Genomic DNA, 22,908 nt, shown 5'->3' with positions numbered 1-22,908 from the left:
GATTAGGAGAATTAGATAATGGTTATTAAAGCAATACAGTATAATCGTTTTGGTGATGAAAAAGTTCTAGATTTAGTAAATATTATATCTGAATCATTAGGAATGAATCAAGTTAGAGTAAAAGTATTTGCTGTTGGTCTAAATCCTATTGATTACAAAACTTTCGAGGGGGCGAAGCCACTTCGTTTTTTGAGTTTTTTGACAAAATTAAAACAACCAGGTCGTTGGTTTGAATCAAAATCATCTTTATTTCCAAGAGGTATCGCTAGGGATTTTGCTGGTGTTATCACAGAAATTGGTGATGGAGTGAGTCGATTTTCAGTAGGTGATAAGGTTTTTGGAACAATAATAAGTGATCCTGGACTTGGTACTAAGAGGGGTGCGTTAGCAACAGAAATTTGTGTTAGCGAATCAGAAATTGCATTGAAACCAGACAATATTGATATGTATCATGCTGCTACTATGGGGGTGGCTTCTTTAACAGTCGGTGGTGCTTTTAGAAGAATTAATTTAAATTCTAAAGATGTTGTAGTTATTTCAGCAGCTTCAGGTGGCATTGGTAGCATTGCAGTACAGTATGCGGTTGCTAAGGGCGCAACTGTTATTGGTATTGCGAGCAAGAAAAATTCAGAATATCTAGAATCATTAGGTGCTATACCAGTATCTTATGAAGGGGATGTCCAAAAGTCTCTTTTATCAGTAGCTCCAAAACCTATTACAAAATTCTTGGATTGCTATGGTGGTGATTACGTTAAATTAGCTTTCCATCTTGGATTGAACGGAACTGATATTGGAACTTTAGTACCTTCACCATATGTTTTAATAAGAGGAGCTCAGTTCACAGGTCCGAGACATTCCACTTATGATGATTTTAAAATTCTAGAGGAGATGGTCTCAGATGGAAAAGTTCAGCTGAATATTGAGAAAGAGTATAGTTTTTCTCTGGAGTCAGTTAGAGAGGCATATCGTAGTCTAAAATTAGGACATACCCGTGGTAAAAGAATTATTAAAATAAGAGAGTAGATAGAGGGGGCAGGAATGGAAAGTATAGAATATAAGTTTGCTGAGACATTAAAAAGCAGTGAATTAAGTTTAAAACAAAGTCAAGTATTAATATCCAGTTTAAAATTATTTTCCGAGATTGGTTTTGAAAATACAACATCTAATCTTATTGCTGAACATGCTGGCGTCTCAGAAGGAACCGTTTTTAGTTATTTTAAAACCAAGGAAGGTATCCTAGATGCTATTTTATCTACATTTCTAGAGCAAGTTATTCCAGAAGTGATTGCTGATTTTTCAGATAAGAGATTTACAATAGAGCAAAAATCTTTTTCACTTTTTCTAAGAAGCATCGTTCGGGATAGGTTAATTTTTATTCATAACAATAAAATGCAAGTTAAAATTCTTTTGAGTCGTTCACTTATTGATAAAACTATTTCTGAAGAGTTAGGGAATATCATTGTACACTCTATCATTAATCCGATTAGTCCTGTTTTGAATCAATTTAAAGAAAATGGTGTTATCCGAGATTGGTCAAATGAAAGGATCGTTCGCTATATTTTAGCTTTAAGTCTTTCTTATATTGTTCCTATGATTATAAATGACAAAGAAGATATAAACATTGATAAAGTAACAAATGAAATTGTCGAATGTCTTTCTTTTTCCTTAGTTATCGTAAAATAACTATTAATTTTAAGTTCACTAAAAAATTAAGAGAGCTCTTTTTAAAACCAAAATAAAAATCCCCAATCATAATGATTGAGGATTGAGCAAATGAATTTTAAACAATACCTTTACTATCATAGCATTGGCTACATTAGTATACTGCCATCTATTCATCTGATAAGAGGGATTTTATCATCCAGATATTCATAGCTGGGTGGCCGGCGGCGTTAGAAAGTGGTTGTTGCAATGTTGTAAAACCATAGTGTTGATAGATGGCCACAGCCGTAGCCAGTTCAGTAGAGGTCTCTAGATAAAGCTGTTCATAACCAGCTATGCGGGCTTCCTGGAATATCCGCTTTATCAACCTGCTGGAATAACCTTTGCCACGGCTATTTTTAGTGACATACAGTTTTTGTAATTCAGCAATCTTATCGGACACAGGTGCAAAGCCACCGCAGCCAACCAGCTGACCTTCATCTTCCAGAACAAAGTAAGCTGCTCTCTCTTGCTGTTGATAATAGTCGGCCAAATGATCTAGATGAAAATCAAAGTAGACAGTTCCTGGTTTGTCAAGCCCGAATTCTTCTAGGCTAGCTCGAATGAGCTGCGCTACAGCTGAATTGTCTCTTACTTCCATCGGCCGTAAGTTCATCATTTGTCCTCCGATAGGATGTATCGACTAATTAAACAATCCCTTGTGCAATCATAGCGTTTGCTACGTTTTCAAAGGCAGCGATATTTGCACCTGCAAGGTAGTCAGTTCCAAGACCGTAAGTTTCTGCAGTTGTTTTAGCAGTGTTGAAGATGTTAGTCATGATATCTTTCAAACGACCGTCAACTTCTTCACGTGTCCATGAAAGACGAAGGCTATTTTGGCTCATTTCGAGAGCAGATACAGCTACACCACCAGCATTGGCAGCTTTGGCAGGTCCGTAAAGGATTCCATTTTCCTTGTAAACTTTGATAGCTTCAAGGTCGCTAGGCATGTTAGCACCTTCAGATACACAGATAACTCCTTGAGCAACCAAGCGTTTCGCAGCTTCACCGTTGATCTCGTTTTGAGTCGCACATGGAAGAGCGATATCGTAGTTACCGGCGTAAGTCCATACAGAACCTTCGTAGTAGGTAGCAGTTGGTTTTTCTGCAGCGTACTCAGTCAAACGAGCACGGCGTTTTTCTTTAACGTCTGTAAGAAGGTCGAAGTCGATACCATTTTCATCGATAACATAACCATTTGAGTCAGATACTGAGATAACAGTTGCACCAAGTTCAGTTGCTTTTTGAAGAGCGTATTGAGCTACGTTACCAGAACCTGAAATCACAACTTTCTTACCAGCAAAGCTGTTTCCGTTAGCTTTAAGCATTTCTTCAGTGTAGTAAACCAATCCATAACCAGTTGCTTCCGGACGGATCAAGCTACCACCAAATCCAAGAGGTTTACCAGTCAAGACACCAGCATCAAATTGGTTGAGGCGTTTGTACTGTCCGTAAAGGTAACCAATTTCACGTCCACCTACACCGATATCACCAGCAGGTACGTCAAGAGATGGTCCAATGTATTTTTGCAATTCAGTCATGAAGCTTTGGCAGAAGCGCATCACTTCAGCATCGGTCTTCCCTTTAGGATCAAAGTCTGACCCACCTTTACCTCCACCGATTGGAAGTCCAGTCAAAACGTTTTTAAAAATTTGTTCGAATCCGAGGAATTTCAAGATTCCTTGGTTAACAGTTGGGTGGAAACGAAGTCCGCCTTTGTATGGTCCAACAGCTGAGTTGAATTGAACACGGTAACCACGGTTAACTTGAACTTTTCCATCACGGTCAACCCATGGAACACGGAAAGAAATTACGCGTTCAGGCTCAGTGATACGTGCCAAGATATTTTCTTCAATATACTCAGGGTGTTTTTCAAAGACAGGCTCCAAAGTGCTGAAGAATTCTTCAACCGCCTGGAGAAATTCAGCCTCATGCCCGTTACGAGCTTTTACAGTTTCAAACACGCTTTGGATATATTCTTTAGCAGATGTCATATCGTTCTCCTTTTTGTTGTCATATTTTATTACATGAGTCATTATAGCAGAAAATTTTTTCAGTGTAAAGAAAAAAACACAAATTTTCTAAAAATTCTTTCAATTTGACACAACTGATTCAGAACTTGCTAAAAAACGAACCTTTTCTATGGAAATGGTTTTATTGAAAAGCAAAAGTCAAAGTATGGTATAATATTAAACATAAAAAGGAATCTGGAGGAACAGAATCATGGTATCAACTAAAACACAGATTGCTGGTTTTGAGTTTGACAATTGCTTGATGAATGCGGCAGGAGTTGCTTGTATGACAATTGAGGAGTTAGAAGGTGTCAAAAATTCAGCAGCAGGAACCTTTGTCACTAAGACAGCAACCTTGGAATTTCGTCAGGGGAATCCTGAACCACGTTATCAAGATGTTCCACTCGGTTCAATCAACTCTATGGGTCTACCAAATAATGGTTTAGACTATTACTTAAACTATCTATTGGAATTGCAAGACAAGGAACCAAACCGTACCTTCTTTCTATCATTAGTTGGAATGTCTCCAGAGGAAACTCACACTATTTTAAAGAAGGTTCAAGAGAGTGATTTTCGTGGGTTGACTGAGCTCAATCTCTCATGTCCAAATGTACCTTGTAAACCTCAGATTGCCTATGACTTTGAAACTACTGATCGTATCTTATCAGAAGTCTTTGAGTATTTTACAAAACCATTAGGAATTAAGCTTCCACCTTATTTTGATATTGTACATTTTGATCAAGCAGCAACTATTTTCAACAAATATCCGCTCAAGTTTGTCAATTGTGTCAACTCTATTGGAAATGGTCTTTATATAGAAGATGAGTCAGTCGTGATTCGTCCTAAGAATGGCTTTGGTGGAATCGGTGGAGAATATATCAAACCAACAGCTCTTGCTAATGTCCATGCTTTTTATCAACGATTGAATCCAGAAATTCAAATCATCGGAACAGGTGGAGTATTAACAGGACGTGATGCCTTTGAACATATCTTATGTGGTGCCAGCATGGTGCAGGTAGGAACTACCCTGCACAAAGAAGGTGTAGGTGCTTTTGATCGCATTACAAACGAACTCAAAGAAATTATGACGGAAAAAGGTTATGAAAGCCTTGAAGATTTCCGTGGTAAATTGAATTATATTGATTAAATAAAAGCGAAACTAAAAAGAAAGGAGAAATGATGCTAGCAATAGAAGAAAGCCAAAAGCTATCTTTATCAAACTTACCTAGTTTGACCTTGTTTACAGGCGCTGATCAAGGACAGTATGAAGTCATGAAAACTCAGGTGCTAAAACAAATCGGCTACGATTCTGCTGATTTGAACTTTGCTTATTTTGATATGAAAGAAGTAGACTACAAAAGCTTGGAACTAGAGCTGGTCAGTCTTCCTTTCTTTGCGGATGAAAAAATTGTTATTTTAGATCATTTTCTCGATTTAACTACAGCTAAAAAACGCTATCTATCTGATGACGAGCTTAAGGCTTTTGAAGAATATTTGGAAAATCCATCTCCGACGAGTAAATTAGTTATTTTTGCTGAAGGGAAGCTGGATAGTAAGAGACGTTTAGTCAAATTACTCAAGAGGGATGCCAAGATTTTTGAAGCTCTTGAACCAAAAGAGCAAGAGATACGTGCTTATTTTCAAAAGTGGGCTCAAGAACAAGGACTAACCTTTGACGGGAAATCCTTTGAACAGTTACTTATCAAATCAGGTTTTCAATTCAGTGAAATTCAGAAAAACCTACTCTTCTTACAGTCTTATAAGGATAATGACCGGATTACCGAAGAAGACATTGTTGAGGCCATACCAAAGACTTTGCAGGATAATATCTTTGATTTAACTCAGTTAATATTGACTAAGAAGATTGATCAGGCACGTGATTTAGTCAAAGATTTGACTTTGCAGGGAGAAGATGAGATTAAACTGATTGCCATTATGTTGGGGCAGTTCAGACTCTATACACAAGTGAAAATTTTGCAAGAGTCTGGTCAGACAGAGTCCCAGATGGTCAGCAGTTTAGGTCACTATCTTGGTCGCAATCCCAATCCCTACCAAATCAAATTTGCCCTTCGTGATTCTCGAAGACTATCCCTTGATTTTCTCCAGAATTCTATTCGTCATCTCATCCAAGCTGATTACCAAATTAAGACAGGAGTTTATGAGAAAGGCTACCTGTTTGAGAAGGCTTTGTTGCAGATTGCTATCCAGTCAAATTGAGCAAATAACTTGAAAAAATAGGATGATTGCGTTATCATCTTTATATAGAAAGAAAAAGAGGTATTACAGATGGCTATTATCTTACCAGATCTTCCATACGCTTACGATGCATTGGAACCATACATTGATGCTGAAACAATGCACTTGCACCATGACAAACATCACCAAACTTACGTTAACAATGCAAATGCAGCTCTTGAAAAACACCCTGAAATCGGTGAAGACCTTGAAGCTTTGCTTGCTGATGTAGAATCTATCCCAGCTGATATCCGTCAAGCGCTTATCAACAATGGTGGTGGACATTTGAACCACGCTCTTTTCTGGGAATTGATGACTCCTGAAAAAACTGCTCCTTCAGCAGAACTTGCAGCAGCAATCGATGAAACTTTCGGTTCATTCGAAGAATTCCAAGCAGCCTTCACTGCAGCAGCAACAACTCGTTTTGGCTCTGGATGGGCATGGTTGGTTGTTAACAAAGAAGGTAAGCTTGAAGTGACTTCAACTGCAAACCAAGACACACCTATCTCAGAAGGTAAAAAACCAATCTTGGGCTTGGATGTTTGGGAACATGCTTACTACGTGAAATACCGTAACGTTCGTCCTGACTACATCAAAGCTTTCTTCTCAGTTATCAACTGGAATAAAGTAGACGAACTCTACGTAGCAGCTAAATAATCGCATTTGATAACACCCCTTTTTAGTTGGATTTTGGGTCTAGCTTTAAAGGTGTTTTTTTGTTTGCCTTTTTTAGAAGTAACTGTCTCATGATTTTCCTTTGTTGGATAGGCTTTATTTATGGTATAATGATAAGATAGAAAACGAAGGAGAAATCATGAATATTCAACAATTACGCTACGTTGTTGCTATTGCAAATAGTGGTACTTTTCGTGAAGCGGCTGAGAAGATGTACGTTAGCCAACCCAGTCTATCTATTTCTGTAAGAGACTTGGAAAAAGAGCTTGGCTTCAAGATTTTTCGTAGAACCAGTTCAGGAACTTTTCTTACACGTCGTGGGATGGAATTTTATGAAAAGGCACAAGAGTTGGTTAAGGGATTTGATGTTTTCCAGAACCAGTATGCTAATCCTGAAGAGGAGAAAGATGAGTTTTCAATAGCCAGCCAGCACTATGATTTCTTGCCACCGACTATCACAACTTTTTCTCAACGGTACCCAGACTATAAAAATTTCCGTATTTTTGAATCTACAACTGTTCAGATTTTGGATGAAGTAGCCCAAGGTCATAGTGAGATTGGGATTATTTACCTCAACAATCAAAACCAAAAGGGTATCATGCAACGGGTTGAAAAGTTAGGCCTTGAAGTGATTGAGTTGATTCCTTTCCAGACGCATATCTATCTGCGTGAAGGACATCCTTTAGCCAAGAAAAAAGAGTTGGTTATGGAGGATTTAGCAGATTTACCAACGGTTCGATTCACGCAAGAAAAGGATGAGTATCTTTATTACTCAGAGAACTTTGTAGATACAAGTGCTAGCTCTCAAATGTTTAACGTAACTGACCGCGCTACCTTAAATGGGATTCTTGAAAGAACAAATGCTTATGCGACTGGATCTGGATTCTTAGATAGCGATAGTGTGAACGGGATCACCGTTATTCCGCTAAATGATAATCTCAATAATCGCATGGTTTATGTGAAACGTGAGGAAGTAGACTTGAGCCCAGCGGGAACCTTATTTGTAGAAGTTATGCAAGAGTATTTTGATCAGAAGAGGAAAGCATGAAAAAAAGAGGATTAGTAGCAGGAGTCATAGCAATCTTAATAGTGTTAGATCAATTGGTAAAGTCTTATGTCGTTCAGAATATTGCTCTTGGTGAAATTAAATCATGGATCCCAAATCTGGTCAGTTTGACCTATCTGCAAAATAGAGGGGCAGCCTTTCCATGCTTCAAGATCAACAGTGGTTTTTTGCAGTAATAACTCTTGTAGTTATGGCGGGAGCTATCTGGTATTTGCATAAGCATATAGAGGATTCCCCCTGGACGGTATTTGGTTTAATGTTGATTATAGCAGGTGGTTTGGGTAACTTTATCGATCGCATCAGTCAAGGATTTGTCGTGGATATGTTCCACCTAGACTTTATCAATTTCGCGATTTTCAATGTAGCTGATAGCTATCTGACGGTCGGAGTGATTGTATTATTGCTTGCAATGCTAAAAGAGGAAATGAATGGAAATTAAAATTGAAACAGGTGGACTACGCTTAGATAAGGCTTTGTCAGATTTGACAGAACTGTCGCGAAGTCTCGCCAATGAACAAATCAAATCAGGCCAAGTCTTGGTCAATGGTCAGGTCAAAAAAGCCAAGTATACGGTCCAAGAGGGCGATGTCGTTACTTATCAGGTGCCAGAACCAGAAGTTTTGGAGTATGTAGCTGAGGATATTCCTCTAGAAATCATTTATCAAGATGAGGATGTAGCAGTAGTCAATAAAGCTCAAGGAATGGTTGTTCATCCAAGTGCTGGTCATACCAGTGGTACCTTGGTTAACGCCCTTATGTATCATATCAAGGATCTCTCTGGAATCAACGGTGTGCTGCGTCCAGGGATTGTTCATCGTATCGATAAGGACACATCTGGGCTTCTCATGGTTGCTAAAAATGATGAAGCTCACATGGCGCTGGCTCAAGAATTGAAGGACAAAAAGTCTCTTCGGAAATATTGGGCCATCGTTCACGGAAATCTTCCCAATGACCGTGGTGTCATTGATGCGCCGATTGGTCGTAGCGAAAAAGACCGTAAGAAACAGGCCGTGACTGCTAAAGGAAAACCAGCAGTGACACGTTTCCAAGTCTTGGAGCGCTTTGGTGATTATACCTTGCTGGAATTGCAACTGGAAACTGGAAGAACTCACCAAATCCGTGTACACATGGCTTATATCGGTCATCCTGTCGCTGGCGATGAGGTATATGGCCCTCGTAAAACCTTGAAAGGACATGGGCAATTTCTCCATGCCAAGACTCTTGGATTTACCCATCCAAGAACAGGGGAAACTATGGAATTTACTTCCGAAATCCCAGATATCTTTAAAGAGACTCTGGAAAAACTTCGAAATAACTAGACAGAAAAAGGACTCAAGCGAGTCCCTTTTTATTTGCGTTTTTTCTTAGCTTTTTTCATTTTATTAGCCATGCGTTTCATGGATTGCTTCATAGCAAATTCCCCGATTTTGCCCTTGAGACCTCCACCAAACATCTGGCTCATATCTGGCATTCCTGCTCCACCAAGAGCTGAAAGGTCAGGCATTCCACCTTGTCCCATCATACCTTCAAGGGCTGACATATCCATACCCCCAGGCATATTTTTAGGAAGATTGTTAGGGTTGATGCCCATCTGTTTCATCATCTTGTTCATGTCACCAGACATGACACCTTGCATGAGTTGTTTAGCTTGGTTGAAGTCCTTGATGAACTTGTTGACTTCGATAAAGGTATTACCAGAACCGGCAGCGATACGACGACGGCGACTTGGAGTAAGCAAGTCTGGGTTTTCACGTTCTTCAGGAGTCATAGAAGAGACGATGGCACGTTTGCGAGCAATTTGTTTTTCATCCACCTTCATATTTTGAAGGGCAGGATTGTTGGCCATACCTGGAATCATCTTGAGCAAATCTTCCATTGGGCCCATATTTTGCACCTGATCCAACTGATCGATGAAATCGTTGAAATCAAAGGTATTTTCTCGCATCTTTTCAGCCATTTCAAGGGCTTTTTGCTCGTCGTATTCTTGGGAAGCTTTCTCAATCAGAGTCAGCATATCCCCCATACCGAGAATACGGCTAGCCATACGGTCTGGGTGGAAGGTTTCGATGTCTGTAATTTTTTCACCAGTACCAGTGAACTTGATTGGTTTTCCAGTGATGTGACGAACAGAAAGGGCTGCACCACCACGAGTATCCCCATCAATCTTTGTAAGGATAACACCAGTGACTTCTAATTGAGCGTTAAATTCACGCGCAACGTTGGCAGCTTCCTGACCAATCATGGCATCGATGACCAAGAGAATCTCATTTGGTTGAGCAAGGGCTTTAACGTCACGAAGCTCATTCATGAGAAGTTCGTCAATTTGCAAACGACCGGCCGTATCGATCAAGACATAGTCGTTATGGTTGGCTTTTGCTTGCTCCAAACCTTGGCGAACAATCTCAACTGCAGGAACTTCAGTACCAAGAGCAAATACCGGAACATCAATTTGTTGTCCGAGTGTCTTGAGCTGGTCAATAGCAGCAGGACGATAGATATCAGCTGCGATCATTAAAGGACGAGCATCCTCTTCCTTTTTGAGTTTATTGGCAAGCTTTCCAGCGAAGGTTGTTTTACCAGCACCCTGCAAACCGACCATCATGATAATGGTTGGGATTTTTGGTGACTTGATAATCTCAGCTGTGTCTGAACCAAGGACTTCTGTCAATTCTTCATTGACAATCTTGATGATTTGTTGGGCTGGATTGAGGGTATCAATCACTTCATGTCCGACGGCACGTTCACGAACCTTCTTGATAAAGTCCTTGACAACTGGTAAAGCAACGTCGGCTTCTAAAAGAGCTAGACGAATTTCCTTGGTTGCTTCTTGGATATCGCTCTCTGTAATTTTTCCTTTTTTACGTAGGTTTTTAAAGACGTTCTGCAAACGTTCTGTTAAATTTTCAAATGCCATTATTTTCTCCTATTTTTTCAATTCAGTGGAAATCGTCCGAAATGTTGCAAACTCTCTAGTTCTTCGGTTGTGATTTCTTTCATGATTTCATTTGGATATCCCCAACAGCTAAATCCTTCTTTAAGGGCTTGAGGAATAGAATCAGGTGAGAGAATCTGTAGCCTTGTAGGAAATGGTTTCTCTGCAGCTAATAGTTTGCAAGGTATTCCTTTATAGACAACAAGATTTTCCATGATTACTCCCTATTATCAATACTGGTCAAAATCTCAATTTGCTCTTGCAGAAAAGTATCCTCTGGATAACGCTCCAAAATCTGATCAAAAATCTGACTGCGAACAATGTAGTCAGAGTACATATGGAGTTTCATCTCATAGTCTTCCAGAATCTTTTCAGTTCGTTTGATATTATCATAAACGGCCTGGCGACTGACACCGAATTCTTCAGCAATTTCAGCCAAACTATAGTCGTCTGCATAGTAGAGTTCGATATAGTTCATCTGCTTATCAGTCAAAAGGGCTGCATAAAATTCAAACAGAGCATTCATTCGATTGGTTTTTTCAATTTCCATAAGATTTATTATACCAAAAAAAAGCCTAATTCGCTAGCTGGGGGCTGATTTTAGCGAGAAGTTAGAAAATAAGCTTTTCACTGTTCTTTTCTGACTATGAAGGCTTTTTTTGATATAATGGATAGGATTATAATGATTTAGAAAGAGGTAGTCATGAAAGAATTAGAATCAGTGTTACAAGACCGTTTTGAACTTGTTTTTACAGATAAAAGCTTACTTGAAACAGCTTTTACCCATACCAGTTATGCCAATGAGCACCGCCTCTTAAAAATTTCACACAACGAACGCTTGGAATTTTTAGGAGACGCTGTTCTGCAATTATTGATTTCAGAATATCTGTTTAAAAAATACCCTAAAAAACCAGAAGGGGACCTGTCTAAACTCCGTGCTATGATTGTACGAGAAGAAAGTTTGGCTGGTTTTGCCCGTGATTGTCAGTTTGACCAGTTTATCAAGCTTGGTAAAGGAGAGGAAAAATCAGGAGGCCGTAATCGTGATACCATCTTGGGTGATGCCTTCGAAGCCTTTTTAGGTGCTCTCCTTTTAGATAAGGATATAAAGACTGTTAAAACCTTTATCTATCAAGTCATGATCCCTAAGGTTGAGGCTGGTGATTTTGAGATGATTAAAGATTACAAGACTCATCTGCAAGAATTGCTCCAAGTTAATGGAGATGTTGATATTCGTTATCAGGTGATTTCAGAGATTGGGCCAGCCCATGATAAGATGTTTGAGGTTGAAGTCCTTGTTGAGGGGCAAAGTCTAGGTTCAGGTAAAGGACGCTCTAAAAAATTGGCCGAGCAGGAAGCCGCTAAAAATGCAGTTGAGAAAGGGCTGGATTCATGTATTTAAAGGAAATTGAGATCCAAGGGTTTAAGTCCTTTGCTGACAAGACCAAGGTTGTTTTTGACCAAGGGGTGACAGCGGTTGTAGGACCAAATGGCTCTGGGAAATCAAATATCACTGAAAGCCTCCGTTGGGCACTTGGTGAATCTAGTGTCAAGAGTCTGCGTGGTGGGAAGATGCCTGATGTCATCTTTGCAGGAACAGAAAGTCGGAAGCCTCTAAACTACGCTTCTGTTATTGTTACTTTGGATAACCAAGATGGCTTTATTAAGGATGCAGGCCAGGAAATCAAAGTTGAACGTCATATCTATCGTAGTGGAGATAGTGAGTACAAGATAGACGGGAAAAAAGTTCGTCTCCGTGATATCCATGACCTTTTCTTAGATACTGGACTCGGACGTGATTCTTTCTCCATCATTTCCCAAGGGAAGGTCGAAGAAATCTTCAATTCTAAACCTGAAGAACGTCGCGCTATATTTGAAGAAGCGGCGGGAGTTTTGAAGTATAAAACCCGTCGAAAAGAGACAGAAAGCAAGCTTCAACAAACTCAAGACAATCTAGACCGTTTAGAAGACATCATCTATGAGTTAGATAATCAAATCAAGCCCTTGGAGAAGCAAGCAGCTACGGCTCGTAAATTTATGGACTTGGACGGCCAACGTAAAGCAATCTACTTAGATGTTTTGGTTGCACAAATTCAAGCCAATAAGGCTGAATTGGATGTGACAGAAGGAGAATTAAACCAAGTTCAGGAACTTCTAACTAGTTATTACCAAAAGCGACAAGAGCTAGAAGAAGAAAATCAAAGTCTCAAGAAGAAACGGCATGATTTGCAGGCTGAGATGGCAAAAGATCAGTCAAGCTTGATGGATTTGACTAGCTTAATCAGTGATTTAGAGCGTAAGTTAGCTTTATCAAAACTAGAAACAGAGCAAGTCGCTCTCAATCAACAAGAAGCTCAGGCACGTTTGGCTAGTTTGGACGAAAAGAGAAATGCTCTCATTCAGGAGAAGGAAGAAAAAGAAGCAAATCTCAGTCAGTTAGAAGAAAATTTAGCGGTCAATACTAAGGAACTCAATCGTTTAGAAGAAGAATTATTAGCTCTTTCTGATGATCCAGATCAAATGATTGAGCAATTGCGTGAACGTTTCGTGGCATTCTTACAGGAAGAAGCGGATGTCTCTAACCAATTGACACGTATTGAAAATGACCTTGAAAATAGTCGCCAACAGACTCAAAAGCAAGAAGAACAATTAGAATCCTTGAAGGAACAATTGGCTTCTGCCAAGTTCAAGGCTAGTGAGCAAGAAGCTGCCCTTAAATCAGCTAAAGAAGAAGTACAAAGCTTACTTGCTGACTACCAGACCAATGCCAAGCAAGAAGAAGAACAAAAGCAGGCTTATCAAAGCCAGCAAAATCAACTCTTTGACCGTTTGGATAGCTTGAAAAACAAACAGGCCAAGGCGCAAAGTTTGGAGAACATTCTTAAAAACCATAGCAATTTTTATGCAGGTGTTAAGAGTGTACTACAAGAAAAAAATCGCTTGGGCGGTATTGTTGGAGCTGTTAGTGAACATTTAACCTTTGATGTTCGTTATCAGACAGCACTTGAAATTGCCCTTGGTGCAAGTAGCCAACACATTATAGTTGAAGATGAACAGGCAGCGACTAAAGCTATCGATTTCCTAAAACGAAATCGAGCTGGTCGTGCGACTTTCCTTCCTTTGACAACCATTAAGGCTCGGAGCATTTCTGGGCAGAATCAAGATGTGATTGCCTCAAGTCCAGGTTTTCTTGGTATGGCAGATGAACTGGTTACCTTTGATGCTAAGCTTGAAGCTATCTTTAAAAATCTGCTAGCTACCACAGCTATCTTTGATACAGTGAAGCATGCGCGTGATGCAGCTCGTAAGGTACGCTATCAAGTTCGTATGGTAACGCTAGATGGTACAGAACTACGAACAGGTGGTTCTTATGCTGGTGGTGCCAATCGTCAAAATAACAGCATTTTCATCAAGCCTGAATTGGAGCAATTGCAAAAAGAAATTGCTCAAGAAGAAAAGCTTCTTCGTCAAGAGGAGGAAAATCTGAAATCAGTTCAAGAAAACTTAGCTAACCTCACTCAAACTTTGGAGACCATTAAGTCCCAAGGAGAGCAGGCTCGTATTCAGGAACAAGGCTTGTACCTAACTTATCAACAAACTAGCCAGCAGGTCGAAGAACTTGAGACACTCTTGAAACTTCAGGAGCAAGAATTAACTAATCTCAGAGGTGGAGATTGGCAAGCTGAAAAAGAAAAATGCCAAGAACGTCTCGCAGTTATTGCAACCGAAAAGCAAAAGCTTGAATCTGAAATCGAAGAAATCAAGTCCAATAAAAATGCTATTCAGGAACGCTATCAAAACTTACAAGAAAAACTTTCTCAAGAGCGTCTGCTCAAAACAGAAATGCTTGGACAGAAGCGATATGAAGTTGCTGATATTGAACGGATTAACAAAGAGCTTGAATACCTTGATATGGAGCAAGATGAAATCGAACGCCTTCTCCAAGAAAAGGTAGACAATCTTGAAAAAGTTGATACAGAACTTTTGACTAAGCAGGAAATAGAAGCTAAGAGTCAGAAGGAAGAAATTCAACAAGGACTCATTCGTAAGCAGTTTGAACTGGATGATATTGAAGGACAGTTGGATGATATAGCCAGTCATTTAGAACAAGCCCGCCAGCAAAATGAAGAATGGATTCGTAAACAAACTCGAGCGGAAGCGACTAAAGAGAAGATTACGGACCGCCTTCGCTATCTTCAAGGTCAACTGACTGAAGAATATCAGATTAGTTATACTGAAGCATTAGAACAAGCCAACCAATTGGAAGACTTGGCTGTCGCTGAACAAAAGGTCAAGGATTTGGAAAAATCCATTCGTTCACTTGGTCCGGTTAACTTGGATGCTATTGAACAGTTTGACGAAGTTCACGAACGCTTGGAATTCTTAAATAGTCAACGTGATGACATTCTTTCTGCCAAAAATCTTCTTCTTGAAACCATTACAGAGATGAATGATGAAGTGAAAGAACGCTTTAAGTCAACCTTTGAAGCCATTCGTGAGTCCTTTAAGGTGACCTTCAAGCAGATGTTTGGTGGGGGTCAAGCGGACCTAATTCTGACCGAGGGAGACCTATTGACAGCGGGTGTTGAAATCTCTGTCCAACCGCCAGGTAAGAAAATCCAGTCTCTCAACCTCATGAGTGGTGGTGAGAAGGCCTTGTCAGCCCTAGCTCTGCTTTTCTCAATCATTCGTGTCAAGACTATTCCATTTGTTATTTTGGATGAGGTAGAGGCCGCACTGGATGAGGCCAACGTTAAACGTTTTGGAGATTATCTCAACCGATTTGACAAGGATAGTCAGTTTATTGTCGTTACACACCGTAAGGGTACCATGGCAGCAGCAGACTCTATCTATGGAGTAACGATGCAAGAATCTGGTGTCTCTAAGATTGTTTCTGTTAAACTAAAAGATTTAGAGAATATGGATGCTTAGTTAGTGCTCGTTACAAATTTTTAAGCTAAGCATTTAAATAACCTTCAAGAAGTCAGAAGGATAATGTAAATAAATTGAGGAGTTTATATGGATTTCGATCTATTCCTAATGATCTGTAATTATATTGGGACTATAGCCTTTGCTGCTTCAGGAGCCATCAAAGGATTTGGTAAACGTTTAGATATTTTTGGAATCAGTTTATTGGCAATTGTAACTGCAGTAGGCGGAGGAATCCTAAGAGATTCCATTATTAGTCGCTTTCCAGCTTCTCTAGCAGATCCTAGCCCCATTTATGTCTCTATCCTAGTAGCTGTTATCATGTATGTCTTTGTGACTTCAAAACAGGCCAATGCCAGTCATGATAAAAAGTTCTATAAGTGGTTGAGAGAAGCCTATCTCATCTTTGACTCCATTGGGTTGATTATCTTCTCCTTGATTGGAGCGACAGCATTAGTGGATAGCAAGCTAAATTTGATGTCTGCAGGGATTTTGGCTTGTCTAACAGGAGCCGGTGGTGGTATTATCCGAGACCTCTTAATCAACGAAGTTCCAAGTGTTCTAAAAGAAGACATTTATGCCCTTCTATCTTTCGTAATTGGAGTTATTTATTACTGGTTGGCCTTTGTCCTTCACTTTCCAAGAATTACTGCCTTTATCATTCTCTCAATAGTTGGCTTTGTGATTCGACTTTGTATTATTAAGTTCAAGCTCTCTTTGCCGAATATGGATAAGAGAACCTTGAATTGATGAATAAGCGAGAGTTATTTTATCAGCGTCTAATCTCATGTGGATTAGGCGTTATTTTTTTGCAAATACGGGAATTTAATGATGTAAAGATTAATTTTTGCTATTATATTTGTAATTTCGAATAAGGTAGGAATAGCAATGAGTAATTTGAAACATTCAGTTGATTTTATTAAAGAAATAGAGAAATTAAAGGCAGTAAGAAGATTTAATAGAACTCTTGATGGCAGATTTGAAAATAGTGCTGAGCATTCCTGGCAGGGTGCCATAGCTGCAATGGTTCTTCAAGATTATTATCCTGAAAAATTGGATATGGAAAAAGTCACTTCTATGTTATTGATTCATGATTTAGGTGAGATTTATGCCGGAGATACTTGGGTTTTTGATGATGAAAAAAAGCTTCATTCTCATGATATAGAACGAGCATCTATAGAAAAAACACTGAGTATCCTTCCAGAAGAAAAATATTTACAAATGAAAAATTCGTGGTTGGAATTTGAAAAAGGGCAGAGTTCTGAAGCAAGATATGCAAGAGTTATCGACGCCTTGGTACCGCTGATAAATCACTTGGAAGTGTCAGAATTTAATTATAATCCTGATAATATCAGTGCAGACATGGTATTAGAAAAGAAAAAGTTCATAAAAAGTGAATCAGAAGAATTATGGAGACTGACAGAAGACTTGATTCAGGAAAGTGTGGAGAAGGGCTTATATTTTTAATAACAATTGGCCCAATAGAAGATAGATTTTTAACTGGAGAATGGAAATATATATGATTAAACTTGTCACAACTGAAATCGGAATAAGGAAATTGATACAGTAAAATACAAAGAAAGCCTTGGAATGTTTCCAAGGCTTTATAGCTATCTATAGGTACAAGGAAAAAATTGCTAGAGTAGATGATTTTTATTAGATACCCTTGTTTTGTAAAACGTTAAACTATATGTTATTAAAGACAGATTGTGTTGAGTATTGAATTATACAAAAATTACTAATGGATTGAGATTTTTGCATTTGATTATACTGTAAAGAATATTAGTCAAATAAAATTGTTTTGTTTTCACTAATGCATTTCTTATTATCATCCCAATAGTTAATACTTTCAAAGCTTCCTTTTCTTAAATAAAGTGGTAGCCTTTTTCTTATTTCATCTTGCATTGGTATTTTATTAATATCTTTTAGATTCCACCATTTTGGCTCACCTTCAGTAGATGTACTTAGTTCACCAGTAAACTGAGTACATAAAAAGTCATAGAAGACAAATCTCTCATTACCAATTGAATTAGTAAAGCCTGAAATTCCTTTTAATTCAAGATTTAATGCAGTGAGACCAGTCTCTTCCTTAAGTTCCCGTAATGCAGCTTCAAAAAAACTTTCAGGGAATTCAACTTTTCCCCCCGGTGGAATCCAGCCGGGAAAATTATCGTGCTGTCTATTAAGTAATAAAATTTCTTGATTTTTCAAAACGCAAATATTAACCCAGTTTTTGATTTTTTCAGTCATATGATTAACCTCCAACAAGTATTTTTTCATATGCAAGATTATATGTCAAGAACTATATGCTATTTATGATTGTGACAAATGTATCTCAGCCAAAGATTGACAATTTTTACGCAATAGCTGATGAACTCTCAGAATAGACTTCAATCAAGAACTTTGGAAGAAAAGTGTTGAGAGGTTGGATATAAAAGAAAGTAAGCAAATCAGCCTGGCCTTTAAATTGGCCCTACGGGATTATTTATAGAAGACAAAGACGTGTCAATTCAGCACGTCTTTTTTTACTTTTTCTATGGTATAATAGAAGGTAGATTTATTAATTGGAGTATGAAGAATTTTATGATTAAATTAGTAGCAACGGATATGGACGGTACTTTTTTGGATGGTGCCGGTCAATTCGATATGGAGCGTCTGAAAAAGTTGCTCCATTCTTATAAAGGAAAAGGAATCTATTTTGCTGTTGCATCTGGTCGTGGGCTTTTGTCACTTGAAAAGCATTTTGCGGATGTCAAAGACGAGATTATTTTCATTGCTGAAAATGGGAGTCTCGTTCGTTTCCATGGAGAGGACCTCTATGAAGCAACCATGCCTCGTGATTTTTACCTATCAACATTTGAAAAACTAAAAACTTCACCATATTTTGATGAGAAGAAGATGCTTTTGACTGGTAAAGAGGCTTGCTATGTCTTAGATACAGTTGATGAAACCTATCTTATGTTTAGTCATCATTACAATGAGAATATCAAAAAAGTAGCCAGTCTTGAAGATATTACCGATGAGATTTTCAAATTCACAACTAACTTTACTGAAGAGACAGTAGAAGCCGGAGAATCTTGGGTCAATGAACATGTTCCTGGGGTCAAGGCTATGACGACAGGCTTTGAATCCATTGATATCGTTTTAGGCCATGTTGATAAGGGAGTCGCTATTGTCGAATTGGCTAAGAAATTAAATCTGGATATGGATCAAGTAATGGCTTTTGGTGATAACCTCAACGACCTTCACATGATGCAGGTTGTAGGGCACCCAGTTGCACCTGAAAATGCTCGTCCAGAGATTTTAGAACTTGCTGAAACAGTTATTGGACACCACAAAGACCAATCAGTTATTGCTTATATGGAGGAATTGTAATGGCAGATATTAAATTAATTGCTTTGGACTTAGATGGAACCTTGTTGACGACAGACAAGAAATTGACGGATCGTACCAAGGCAACTTTAAAGGCTGCGCGTGATCAGGGAGTCAAAGTGGTACTGACAACTGGACGTCCCCTCAAGGCCATGGATTTCTTCCTCAAAGAGCTTGGAACAGACGGTCATGATGATGAGTATACTATCACCTTTAATGGTGGATTGGTTCAGAAAAATACGGGTGAAATCCTCGATAAGACAGTATTCTCTATTGATGATGTGACACGTATTTACGAGGAAACTGAAAAACTAGGCATTCCCTTAGACGCCATTTCAGAAGGTACAGTTTACCAAATCCAATCAGATCAAGAGAGTCTGTATGCTAAATTTAATCCTGCTCTGACTTTTGTTCCAATTGACTTTGGAGATTTGTCTAGTCAGATGACCTACAACAAGTGTGTGACCGCTTTTGCCCAAGAACCACTGGATGCCGCAATTGCTAATATTTCACCAGACTTGTTTAACAATTATGAAATTTTCAAATCTCGCGACATGCTTTTGGAATGGTCACCAAAGAACGTTCATAAGGCTACTGGATTAGCTAAACTGATTGAACACCTGGGAATTGACCGAAGTCAAGTCATGGCTTGTGGAGATGAGGCTAATGACCTTTCGATGATTGAGTGGGCCGGTCTCGGTGTCGCTATGCAAAATGCTGTGCCTGAGGTCAAGGAAGTTGCAAATGTAGTAACCCCTATGACCAATGACGAGGAAGCTGTTGCCTGGGTCATTGAAAAATATGTACTGAAGGAGAACTAAAGTATGGGATTATTTGACCGTTTATTTGGTAGAAAAGAAGAACCAAAAATCGAAGAAGTTGTTAAAGAAGCTTTGGAAAACTTGGATCTGACAGAACCTGGCGAGGAAGTTGAAGCACTTGGAACTGAAGAAGTTGAAGTGAAAAATACTGAAGAAATCGACCAAAGTTCAGAATTTGAGGAAACTTATTCTAAAGAAGCTAGTGAGTCGGAAGAACCAGTAGCAGAAACTACTACAGAAACAGTTGAACCAATAGCAACCCCTCAGGAAGAAGAGACTCAGTTTGAAGAGGAAACTGAGTGTCATTGTTGTCAGGAAGAGTCAGAGTCAACAGAAGTTGAAGAAACTGAAGCCAGCTCTCAAGAAGTAGTGGAGTTTGTTGCAGAAGAACCTGAGTCACCAGTCGAAGAAGTAGCTTCAAGTGATAGTGGCGAGGAAGAATCTGATCAAGTTCAACCAGACGAAACGGAAGCAGACACTTCTCAAGAAGTGGAAGAAGATCTAGTAATCGAAGAAATTCCTCCAGTTCAAGAGACTGTACAGGAAAAATATGACCGTAGTCTCAAGAAAACTCGTACGGGATTTGGTGCTCGTTTGAATGCCTTCTTTGCTAACTTCCGCTCTGTTGATGAAGAATTCTTCGAAGAACTAGAAGAACTGCTTATCATGAGTGACGTTGGTGTTCAGGTTGCTTCAAATCTTACTGAAGAATTGCGTTACGAAGCCAAGCTTGAAAATGCCAAGAAACCTGATGCCCTTCGTCGTGTCATCATCGAAAAATTGGTAGAGTTGTATGAGAAGGATGGACAATACAATGAAAGCATTAACTTCCAAGATGGGTTGACTGTCATGCTCTTTGTAGGTGTGAATGGTGTCGGAAAAACAACATCTATTGGTAAGCTTGCTCACCGTTACAAACAAGCTGGCAAGAAAGTCATGCTGGTTGCTGCAGATACCTTCCGTGCTGGTGCAGTTGCCCAATTAGCTGAATGGGGACGTCGTGTGGATGTGCCTGTCGTAACAGGTCCTGAAAAAGCAGATCCAGCCAGTGTGGTCTTTGATGGGATGGAACGTGCAGTAGCAGAAGGTGTTGATATTTTGATGATTGATACAGCTGGCCGTTTACAAAACAAGGAAAACTTGATGGCAGAGTTGGAAAAAATTGGTCGTATCATTAAACGTGTCGTTCCAGAAGCTCCGCATGAAACCTTCCTAGCTCTGGATGCCTCAACAGGTCAAAACGCTCTTGTACAAGCCAAAGAATTTTCAAAAATTACGCCTGTTACAGGAATTGTCTTAACCAAAATCGATGGAACTGCCCGAGGTGGTGTCGTTCTTGCTATCCGTGAAGAACTGAATATTCCTGTTAAGTTGATTGGATTTGGTGAAAAAATCGATGATATCGGTGAGTTTAACTCAGAAAACTTTATGAAGGGCCTTCTAGAAGGTTTGATATAAAAGAAAATCCTGCAAGAATTCTTGCAGGATTGTTTTTGATTATTCTAAACGACCATCTTTACGATAGGCGATATCAGGTTGCCAGGTCCACTCAGCTCCGTATTTTTCAAGTAAATCAAAGCTAGCTTGAGGTCCCATAGTACCAGCCTTATAGTCGTGAAGTGGAGCACCGTTTTCAGCCCAAAGCTTCTCAATACGGTCAATCAATTTCCATGATGCACTCACTTCATCCCAGTGGCTAAAGTTAGTTGAATTATTGTTCAAAACATCATAGATCAGTTTTTCATATGGATCTGGTGAAGCACCTGTAGCAGTCGCATCTGTTCGATAGTCAAGAGAATTTGGCGCAAGGCTAAACTCTTCTCCTACCTTTTTACCGTTAAGACTGAGAGAGAATCCTTCAGTTGGTTGGATGTAGATAGTAAGCACATTCGGTGCTAGTGGTTCTCCGAAAATGGAATCCATTTGCTTGAAGACAATGTTCACGTGTGTTCCTTTTTCAGTGAGGCGTTTCCCTGTACGGAAGAAGAAAGGGACATCACGGAAACGATCAGTGTCAACAAAGAAAGCACCTGAAGCAAAGGTTTCTGTCATAGATTCAGGGTTAACATTTGGTTCACTACGGTAAGAGATGTATTTCATGCCATCAACTTTACCAGAACGATATTGACCACGGATGAATTGCTCTTTAAGTTCCTCATCTGTAGGGTGGTAAAGGTTCTTGAAGACCTTGATTTTCTCTGCGCGAATGTCATCCTTTGTAAAGCTTGCTGGCTTGTCCATAGCAAGGAGTGACAGAAGTTGGAGAGTGTGATTTTGAACCATGTCTCGAAGGGCACCAGATTCATCATAGTAGCCACCACGCTCTTCAACACCTAGGCGCTCTGCAAAGGTAATCTGTACGTTATCGATGTGCTCACGATTCCAAACATTTTCAAAAATCATATTGGCAAAGCGAATGGCAAAAATACTTTGAATCATTTCCTTACCGAGATAGTGGTCGATACGATAGATTTGCTCTTCGTTAAAAGTAGCTAGGAGTTCTTCGTTTAGTTTGCTTGCAGTCTCATAGTCTGTTCCAAAAGGTTTCTCAACAATCAAACGTTCAAAGCCTTTACTGTCAACAATCTGCTCAGACTTGAGATGTTTGGCGATGGTACCAAAGAACTGAGGTGCCATTGAGAGGAAGAAGAGTTTGTTGTGCTCAGTCTGATATTTTTCGTTTAATTCAGCCTGAAGCTTGCGTAATTCGATATAGTGCTCAGTGTCATTAACATCGTGACTTTGATAGTAAAAATGACTCGCAAATGCTTGAGCTTCTTCCACACTATCTGCCAAGTCTAAAATAGATTCGACAACGACAGATTCGAAATACTCCTTACTCCAAGGTCTACGAGCAGTTCCAATAACAGCAAAATGATCAGAAAGATTACCTGATTTATAAAGTCTAAAAAGTGAAGGGTAGAGCTTACGTTTGGCCAAATCCCCACTTGCACCGAAAATTGTAACAATAACTTTTGATGACATCTAGCTACCTAATTTCTATTTTGTTTCCTAGTTAAACTAGGCATGAGGAGTCCCCATTTTTCATATCCTTTATTTTATCATAATTTTCTAAAAAATCCAAAAATCCAATACGTCTATACTAAGAGGCTGGGAAAAAACTTAATTTCATACTCTTCGAAAATCTCTTCAAACCACGTCAGC

The 22,908-nt window shown here is 39.2% G+C and carries 21 protein-coding genes and 1 pseudogene; 15 read left to right on the top strand and 7 right to left on the bottom strand.

Features of this window, described 5'->3' with window-relative positions; translation table 11 throughout:
- The first annotated feature begins 18 nt into the window (after window positions 1-18).
- Together HMPREF2795_RS03920 and HMPREF2795_RS03915 are read left to right on the top strand one after the other, a co-directional pair.
- Complete coding sequence (locus HMPREF2795_RS03920) at window positions 19-1,023, top strand: NADP-dependent oxidoreductase (RefSeq protein WP_000234814.1); 1,005 nt, start codon at window positions 19-21, stop codon at window positions 1,021-1,023.
- Between the two features lie 15 nt (window positions 1,024-1,038).
- Window positions 1,039-1,683: a TetR/AcrR family transcriptional regulator gene (locus HMPREF2795_RS03915; protein WP_000443724.1), complete on the top strand. Its 645-nt coding sequence runs from the start codon at window positions 1,039-1,041 to the stop codon at window positions 1,681-1,683.
- Window positions 1,684-1,831: 148 nt separating this feature from the next.
- Here HMPREF2795_RS03915 and HMPREF2795_RS03910 read toward each other — a convergent pair whose 3' ends face one another.
- Entirely contained in the window at window positions 1,832-2,317 is a 486-nt protein-coding gene (locus HMPREF2795_RS03910; RefSeq protein ID WP_001053567.1) for a GNAT family N-acetyltransferase, read from the bottom strand.
- A gap of 31 nt (window positions 2,318-2,348) precedes the next feature.
- Complete coding sequence (gdhA, locus tag HMPREF2795_RS03905) at window positions 2,349-3,695, bottom strand: NADP-specific glutamate dehydrogenase (RefSeq protein WP_000199572.1); 1,347 nt, start codon at window positions 3,693-3,695, stop codon at window positions 2,349-2,351.
- A 229-nt stretch (window positions 3,696-3,924) separates the two neighbouring features.
- Between gdhA and HMPREF2795_RS03900 the strand changes: the two genes are divergently transcribed.
- From HMPREF2795_RS03900 to HMPREF2795_RS03875, 6 genes and pseudogenes are all read left to right on the top strand, one after another.
- The gene (locus HMPREF2795_RS03900; RefSeq protein WP_075228274.1) at window positions 3,925-4,860 is read left to right on the top strand and encodes a dihydroorotate oxidase; all 936 of its coding nucleotides are present in this window, start codon (window positions 3,925-3,927) and stop codon (window positions 4,858-4,860) included.
- 32 nt (window positions 4,861-4,892) lie between these two features.
- A complete protein-coding gene (holA, locus tag HMPREF2795_RS03895; protein ID WP_075228273.1) occupies window positions 4,893-5,930 on the top strand; it encodes a DNA polymerase III subunit delta in 1,038 nt (345 codons plus the stop codon).
- 69 nt (window positions 5,931-5,999) lie between these two features.
- The gene (gene sodA, locus HMPREF2795_RS03890) at window positions 6,000-6,605 is read left to right on the top strand and encodes a superoxide dismutase SodA (protein WP_075228272.1); all 606 of its coding nucleotides are present in this window, start codon (window positions 6,000-6,002) and stop codon (window positions 6,603-6,605) included.
- A gap of 157 nt (window positions 6,606-6,762) precedes the next feature.
- Window positions 6,763-7,671: a LysR family transcriptional regulator gene (locus HMPREF2795_RS03885; protein WP_075228271.1), complete on the top strand. Its 909-nt coding sequence runs from the start codon at window positions 6,763-6,765 to the stop codon at window positions 7,669-7,671.
- A pseudogene (gene lspA / locus HMPREF2795_RS03880) lies at window positions 7,668-8,128 on the top strand (signal peptidase II). The gene HMPREF2795_RS03885 and the pseudogene lspA overlap by 4 nt, the downstream one beginning before the upstream one ends.
- The gene (locus HMPREF2795_RS03875) at window positions 8,118-9,008 is read left to right on the top strand and encodes an RluA family pseudouridine synthase (protein WP_075228270.1); all 891 of its coding nucleotides are present in this window, start codon (window positions 8,118-8,120) and stop codon (window positions 9,006-9,008) included. Before lspA ends, HMPREF2795_RS03875 begins: the two are co-directional and overlap by 11 nt.
- A gap of 29 nt (window positions 9,009-9,037) precedes the next feature.
- Here the strand turns inward: HMPREF2795_RS03875 and ffh are convergent, their stop codons facing one another.
- The 3 genes from ffh to HMPREF2795_RS03860 are packed head-to-tail and all read right to left on the bottom strand — an operon-like array spanning window position 9,038 to window position 11,171.
- Complete coding sequence (ffh, locus tag HMPREF2795_RS03870; RefSeq protein WP_000863579.1) at window positions 9,038-10,603, bottom strand: signal recognition particle protein; 1,566 nt, start codon at window positions 10,601-10,603, stop codon at window positions 9,038-9,040.
- 17 nt (window positions 10,604-10,620) lie between these two features.
- The gene (locus HMPREF2795_RS03865) at window positions 10,621-10,836 is read right to left on the bottom strand and encodes a hypothetical protein (protein WP_000429538.1); all 216 of its coding nucleotides are present in this window, start codon (window positions 10,834-10,836) and stop codon (window positions 10,621-10,623) included.
- Between the two features lie 2 nt (window positions 10,837-10,838).
- Entirely contained in the window at window positions 10,839-11,171 is a 333-nt protein-coding gene (locus tag HMPREF2795_RS03860) for a putative DNA-binding protein (RefSeq protein WP_000402065.1), read from the bottom strand.
- Window positions 11,172-11,324: 153 nt separating this feature from the next.
- Here HMPREF2795_RS03860 and rnc point away from each other — a divergent pair, with 153 nt between their 5' ends.
- From rnc to HMPREF2795_RS03840, 4 genes are all read left to right on the top strand, one after another.
- Window positions 11,325-12,023 (top strand): ribonuclease III, encoded by a 699-nt coding sequence (gene rnc, locus HMPREF2795_RS03855; RefSeq protein WP_000661075.1) that lies wholly within the window; start codon window positions 11,325-11,327, stop codon window positions 12,021-12,023.
- Entirely contained in the window at window positions 12,014-15,553 is a 3,540-nt protein-coding gene (gene smc / locus HMPREF2795_RS03850; RefSeq protein WP_075228269.1) for a chromosome segregation protein SMC, read from the top strand. Before rnc ends, smc begins: the two co-directional genes overlap by 10 nt.
- Before the next feature lie 87 nt (window positions 15,554-15,640).
- Window positions 15,641-16,300 carry a trimeric intracellular cation channel family protein gene (locus HMPREF2795_RS03845; RefSeq protein ID WP_000344917.1) on the top strand — a complete coding sequence of 220 codons (660 nt, stop codon included), beginning with the start codon at window positions 15,641-15,643 and terminating at the stop codon, window positions 16,298-16,300.
- Window positions 16,301-16,438: 138 nt separating this feature from the next.
- Window positions 16,439-17,017 (top strand): HD domain-containing protein, encoded by a 579-nt coding sequence (locus HMPREF2795_RS03840; protein ID WP_075228268.1) that lies wholly within the window; start codon window positions 16,439-16,441, stop codon window positions 17,015-17,017.
- Between the two features lie 315 nt (window positions 17,018-17,332).
- On the opposite strand, the gene HMPREF2795_RS03835 is transcribed toward HMPREF2795_RS03840, so the two are convergent.
- Complete coding sequence (locus tag HMPREF2795_RS03835; protein WP_075228267.1) at window positions 17,333-17,800, bottom strand: 8-oxo-dGTP diphosphatase; 468 nt, start codon at window positions 17,798-17,800, stop codon at window positions 17,333-17,335.
- A 333-nt stretch (window positions 17,801-18,133) separates the two neighbouring features.
- Between HMPREF2795_RS03835 and HMPREF2795_RS03830 the strand changes: the two genes are divergently transcribed.
- From HMPREF2795_RS03830 to ftsY, 3 genes are read left to right on the top strand one after another with little or no spacing between them, the layout of a single operon-like run.
- Window positions 18,134-18,925 (top strand): Cof-type HAD-IIB family hydrolase, encoded by a 792-nt coding sequence (locus HMPREF2795_RS03830; protein WP_075228266.1) that lies wholly within the window; start codon window positions 18,134-18,136, stop codon window positions 18,923-18,925.
- Window positions 18,925-19,743, top strand: coding sequence for a Cof-type HAD-IIB family hydrolase (locus tag HMPREF2795_RS03825; RefSeq protein ID WP_075228265.1), 819 nt, complete (start codon window positions 18,925-18,927; stop codon window positions 19,741-19,743). The genes HMPREF2795_RS03830 and HMPREF2795_RS03825 overlap by 1 nt, the downstream gene beginning before the upstream one ends.
- 3 nt (window positions 19,744-19,746) lie before the next feature.
- Complete coding sequence (gene ftsY, locus HMPREF2795_RS03820) at window positions 19,747-21,201, top strand: signal recognition particle-docking protein FtsY (RefSeq protein ID WP_075228264.1); 1,455 nt, start codon at window positions 19,747-19,749, stop codon at window positions 21,199-21,201.
- Window positions 21,202-21,240: 39 nt separating this feature from the next.
- Here the strand turns inward: ftsY and zwf are convergent, their stop codons facing one another.
- On the bottom strand, window positions 21,241-22,728 hold the full coding sequence (zwf, locus tag HMPREF2795_RS03815; RefSeq protein WP_075228263.1) for a glucose-6-phosphate dehydrogenase: 1,488 nt from the start codon (window positions 22,726-22,728) through the stop codon (window positions 21,241-21,243).
- Window positions 22,729-22,908: the final 180 nt, after the last annotated feature.

The organism is Streptococcus sp. HMSC056C01, assembly GCF_001811305.1.
In the GTDB taxonomy this organism is placed as follows: Bacteria; Bacillota; Bacilli; order Lactobacillales; family Streptococcaceae; genus Streptococcus.
The sequence above is the reverse complement of the archived record's forward strand: the minus strand, read 5'-3'. Positions and strand labels throughout refer to the sequence as shown.

What these genes read in the sequence shown, in the direction of transcription:
- HMPREF2795_RS03920 (WP_000234814.1), top strand. Translation starts at nt 19, where the DNA reads ATGGTTATTAAAGCAATACAGTATAATCGTTTTGGTGATGAAAAAGTT.
- HMPREF2795_RS03915 (WP_000443724.1), top strand. Translation starts at nt 1,039, where the DNA reads ATGGAAAGTATAGAATATAAGTTTGCTGAGACATTAAAAAGCAGTGAA.
- HMPREF2795_RS03910 (WP_001053567.1), bottom strand. Translation starts at nt 2,317, where the DNA reads ATGAACTTACGGCCGATGGAAGTAAGAGACAATTCAGCTGTAGCGCAG.
- gdhA (WP_000199572.1), bottom strand. Translation starts at nt 3,695, where the DNA reads ATGACATCTGCTAAAGAATATATCCAAAGCGTGTTTGAAACTGTAAAA.
- HMPREF2795_RS03900 (WP_075228274.1), top strand. Translation starts at nt 3,925, where the DNA reads ATGGTATCAACTAAAACACAGATTGCTGGTTTTGAGTTTGACAATTGC.
- holA (WP_075228273.1), top strand. Translation starts at nt 4,893, where the DNA reads ATGCTAGCAATAGAAGAAAGCCAAAAGCTATCTTTATCAAACTTACCT.
- sodA (WP_075228272.1), top strand. Translation starts at nt 6,000, where the DNA reads ATGGCTATTATCTTACCAGATCTTCCATACGCTTACGATGCATTGGAA.
- HMPREF2795_RS03885 (WP_075228271.1), top strand. Translation starts at nt 6,763, where the DNA reads ATGAATATTCAACAATTACGCTACGTTGTTGCTATTGCAAATAGTGGT.
- HMPREF2795_RS03875 (WP_075228270.1), top strand. Translation starts at nt 8,118, where the DNA reads ATGGAAATTAAAATTGAAACAGGTGGACTACGCTTAGATAAGGCTTTG.
- ffh (WP_000863579.1), bottom strand. Translation starts at nt 10,603, where the DNA reads ATGGCATTTGAAAATTTAACAGAACGTTTGCAGAACGTCTTTAAAAAC.
- HMPREF2795_RS03865 (WP_000429538.1), bottom strand. Translation starts at nt 10,836, where the DNA reads ATGGAAAATCTTGTTGTCTATAAAGGAATACCTTGCAAACTATTAGCT.
- HMPREF2795_RS03860 (WP_000402065.1), bottom strand. Translation starts at nt 11,171, where the DNA reads ATGGAAATTGAAAAAACCAATCGAATGAATGCTCTGTTTGAATTTTAT.
- rnc (WP_000661075.1), top strand. Translation starts at nt 11,325, where the DNA reads ATGAAAGAATTAGAATCAGTGTTACAAGACCGTTTTGAACTTGTTTTT.
- smc (WP_075228269.1), top strand. Translation starts at nt 12,014, where the DNA reads ATGTATTTAAAGGAAATTGAGATCCAAGGGTTTAAGTCCTTTGCTGAC.
- HMPREF2795_RS03845 (WP_000344917.1), top strand. Translation starts at nt 15,641, where the DNA reads ATGGATTTCGATCTATTCCTAATGATCTGTAATTATATTGGGACTATA.
- HMPREF2795_RS03840 (WP_075228268.1), top strand. Translation starts at nt 16,439, where the DNA reads ATGAGTAATTTGAAACATTCAGTTGATTTTATTAAAGAAATAGAGAAA.
- HMPREF2795_RS03835 (WP_075228267.1), bottom strand. Translation starts at nt 17,800, where the DNA reads ATGACTGAAAAAATCAAAAACTGGGTTAATATTTGCGTTTTGAAAAAT.
- HMPREF2795_RS03830 (WP_075228266.1), top strand. Translation starts at nt 18,134, where the DNA reads ATGATTAAATTAGTAGCAACGGATATGGACGGTACTTTTTTGGATGGT.
- HMPREF2795_RS03825 (WP_075228265.1), top strand. Translation starts at nt 18,925, where the DNA reads ATGGCAGATATTAAATTAATTGCTTTGGACTTAGATGGAACCTTGTTG.
- ftsY (WP_075228264.1), top strand. Translation starts at nt 19,747, where the DNA reads ATGGGATTATTTGACCGTTTATTTGGTAGAAAAGAAGAACCAAAAATC.
- zwf (WP_075228263.1), bottom strand. Translation starts at nt 22,728, where the DNA reads ATGTCATCAAAAGTTATTGTTACAATTTTCGGTGCAAGTGGGGATTTG.